This is a genomic window from Xanthocytophaga flava, assembly GCF_030068545.1.
Lineage (GTDB): Bacteria > Bacteroidota > Bacteroidia > Cytophagales > 172606-1 > Xanthocytophaga > Xanthocytophaga flava.
In genome coordinates, this window is record NZ_JASJOR010000072.1 from 1 (window position 1) to 3,713 (window position 3,713).

At 32.2% G+C, this 3,713-nt stretch carries 2 protein-coding genes; both read right to left on the minus strand.

The features are described from left to right. Positions 1 to 98: 98 nt before the first annotated feature. Complete coding sequence (locus QNI15_RS38745; protein ID WP_314037572.1) at positions 99 to 353, minus strand: hypothetical protein; 255 nt, start codon at positions 351 to 353, stop codon at positions 99 to 101. Between the two features lie 242 nt (positions 354 to 595). Beyond that, positions 596 to 3,475 (minus strand): NACHT domain-containing protein, encoded by a 2,880-nt coding sequence (locus QNI15_RS38750; protein ID WP_314037574.1) that lies wholly within the window; start codon positions 3,473 to 3,475, stop codon positions 596 to 598. Positions 3,476 to 3,713 lie beyond the last annotated feature (238 nt).

Genomic DNA, 3,713 nt, shown 5'->3' on the forward strand with positions numbered 1-3,713 from the left:
GACCACTACTTCGCCAGGCTTCTACCAGCGACAGCATTTTTTCTCGTTTGGCTTCTAAACTATTCATGTTTCAAAGCTAAAACCTATTTTACCGCATTTCAATATGTACTTGGTCGGGCGCATACCTTGGTAGAGCCTTCGGGCAATACGGCGATGATGGCTGTCAGTGAGTCTACTTCGGCCTGGGCAGAGGCAAGGGTAGCTTCGATGTCACTTGCCCGGTCGGATGCGTTGTCACGGCTACGGGTTAGCGAGATTTGTTTGTACTCCAGTTCCCCTTTCAGGTCGCTCAGATCGTCGAGTACTTTGTCACAGTCTGCTTTGGATGTCAATAAGGTTAGCGTTAATGCCATAATTGTATAAGTAGTTGAATAGTGAAACAAGATCACCAGTCAGTGTCCGGACTACTTGCTGATTGACACTACAAATATCGGCATTAAATACATACGTTTTAGAGCGTAGTTTTGATTATCAGAACTACGCTCTAAATACATGGTTGACTTACTTTTGGTTGGGTTTGGTTACTGGAGGTGGGTTTGTGGACTTTGAATTAAGATGAGTAACCATTCAAGGAAGGGTTGTTGTATTATCAATACTATATCACATATTCTACATTTGCTTGTGCCTGTTCATCAATTAACCTAAATAACTCAACAAAATGCCTAAAGATCTGTGGATCTGTAATTTTAACTACTTTTCTTACAAATTCTTTCTTTTTACTCTCTTTGACTTTATATATATCTGGTATAGGTGTTTCTTGTAAAGCATCATTTTCCCTAAGAAAGCTATTGTCAAAATAATGTTCAATTTCAAAGAAGTTAAAAGATTGATCCTTTTGTAAATAATTACTTCGTTCTTCTGGTACAGGAAGACAGATCGCAAATATATTTGCCTCTTTATGCTTTTTAAGTAGATCTGTTTTTATTAATAGAAATGTTTCATTCTTCAGACCTCTAAAATTTTGTAAGCCTGCAGAATCATGATCGAAAATGCCTATTAGAATTTGGTCTGAATCGACAAGAGGTTTTGCATGAGTTAGACATTGATTTACGGCTTGGGCTCCGCCAGAATCATTACCTGCTACACTAATTTCCCAATATGGACTCATTCCATCTGTTAAAACTAGAAATGCATGTTCTAGTAGTTCTGCATCTGTTTTACCTTCTGTAACAAGTTTTACTCTCTTTTCTAATCTAATAGTGTCAAAAGAAGTAAAGCGTAGTCTAGAAACAGATTGTTCTGTAATAAATTTTAGGGACTTTGATAACTTTCTGATGCTCTTTTTTATTTCTTTCTTTAATTCCTTGTAAGTATCAGGCTTATACATTTCAATCACAACTTCTGTCATAAGAGACAGGGTTGGATCATTTAACAGGTTAGTATCATCGATTAAACGCTCCAATGTATTATTTACTTGAATCCTTTTCGATTCTAGCACTAAGGCAAGATTTAATGCCCTAAAGCCTTGTGTTGTTTTTCCATCTAGTTTATATTGTGTGGTAACTTCTTCAAAAGCAAGTTGGAGTGGTGTTTTTAGTGTTATAGAATTGAAATTCTCATAGAAATAAATAATATTGATTGCCCATAAAACTGGCATTTTGAAGCTCTTAAAAAGAAATACATCATCTGCCGCTAACTTAGATTGAAGTTCATGTAACTGAATTATTAAGTCTAAAGTTTTATGTATAACTCTTTTTCGGATTTGGTTATCTGTTAAGTATAATGCTTGTAAAATATAACCAGAACCCATTATGGCAGAAAGTATATCAGACAATCTATTTGCACTCCCTATTTTAGTTTGAATCTTCTCTAAAAATTCAGGCATATCTTTAGATTTTCCGGCATAAAACATTGCAGCATTTTGCCAGTTATTTTCAAAAAAATTTTTGATTAGGTCATCTTCTTTAATTCGTTTATGTTTGAATATCTCAAGTGCCGCATAATATTCCATGAAAGCATCATGACTAAACTGTATATATCTATTATCTTTTAGTATTAATACACCTGTATTGGAAATAAGAAAGTCAAGGATCTCTTTAATTCCTCCATTTTTGACAGGCATGGTTCGCTCATTAAATATATGCTCGAAATATTCTATAAATTCCTCCTTGGTCATTGGTTCATGTTGTTTACGTTCCAATATGGCCAAAGCATACATTGATAGAAGTCTTTCTTGAAAAGTCTTATCGATAAATTCAATGCGGCTTGAAACTGTAGCTTTACCAATAATCAATGAATTAAAACCATCGAAAACATCTGTAATTGTAGCTGGGATCTCTAGACTATTTTCTTCAAAAAGGATAGATATTAATGAAAGCGATAAGGGTGTAATGGGTAGCTTCTCAAGTATACGATTATCCTTTAGTGCATCTAATAATTGTTCAGCTTTATTAGAGTTTGAAGCAAAAAATCTCAGAACAAATTGTTTAATTTGTTCTGAGTTAAATCTGTCAATATGATAATCGGAACTTTCTTTGAAACTTTCTGTAGACTGTAGTTTTTCTGAATTACGAGAGCCTATAATAAAATTGATCTTAAATTTACTCCTCAGATGATTTAACTCCTGTATTATCGAAATTTGGTTACTATCTTCTAATTCATCAATTGTATCGATAAGTAAAAGCAAATTGTAATTCTTAAAAAACTCTTCATCTATATTGTTGAAGAATGATGATAATTTTCGATTGATTAATGCATAGATTTGGTAATTAGACTCAAAGATTTCTATTGCTGATAAAAATATAGGGAGATTTTTTTTGTTATTATCTTTATTTAGCTCTATCTGTTGCTCTCCAAGGCGTTTGAGAATTGTTGATTTACCTGTACCAGCACCTCCACTTATTATGATTGGTTTCTCAGATGTTAATATATCTGTTATTGTAATCTTTTTTCTTATTGGAGTTTTAGTTTCCTTATCTTCTTTTATTGAATAGATGCGGGGCTCAATGAATATATCGAATAACTTGACATATTTATCATTAAATATTTGAAGCTTTTTTAACTCGTTGTCTTTTCGAATGCTTTCTTTATAGTATTTCTCATAGTCAAGTAAATTGACATCATCATGAATCCAATATTCTTCTTGATTCTCATCAATAAGTTTAATGATTTTGTCTCGGTCTAGATACTCAATTGTATTTTGTTGAAACAGTTGATTTAATTGCTTTTTAGAATTTTCTGATATATGATTTGGGGATACTATGAAAATAGTTTTTAAACTGTTCTCTGCGATGATTTTTGATAAAGTCTCATAAACGTTATCCTGATTAAGATTTTTGCCACTAAGACGTTCTTCTAGGAAGTAGAATCCATGTCTTTCATTACTTAAAGGAGTTTGAAAGGTAGCTACCACTAATTTATCTAAATGGATCAAATCTTTATAACTTAACTTAACTATTAAGTTTGAGACTACTTCAATTAGTGAAAGTTGATCAAGACTTTCTATTTTGTATATTTTTTTTTGAGTTTTATCCATTTTTTATCTAAAAGAAGGGCTTATTTAGACAGAAATAAAAGATTGTTTTTAAAAGTATGAAATTTGCATCATTTTTATGGGAAATATTGTTTGATATTGTGTAATTTAATATTGAAGTTGTTTAGTATTTATTAAGAGGTTGGATTTTACGTAAAAAACGAATAGAGAAAGCCATATAGAGAAATGCAGTCCAGTTAGGCGCCTTCTTCTCAAACCGAATTAATAAGACTTTGAAACT

Bases quoted from the DNA above. Each gene is read 5' to 3' on its own strand.
- QNI15_RS38745 (WP_314037572.1), bottom strand. From the start codon at position 353: ATGGCATTAACGCTAACCTTATTGACATCCAAAGCAGACTGTGACAAA.
- QNI15_RS38750 (WP_314037574.1), bottom strand. From the start codon at position 3,475: ATGGATAAAACTCAAAAAAAAATATACAAAATAGAAAGTCTTGATCAA.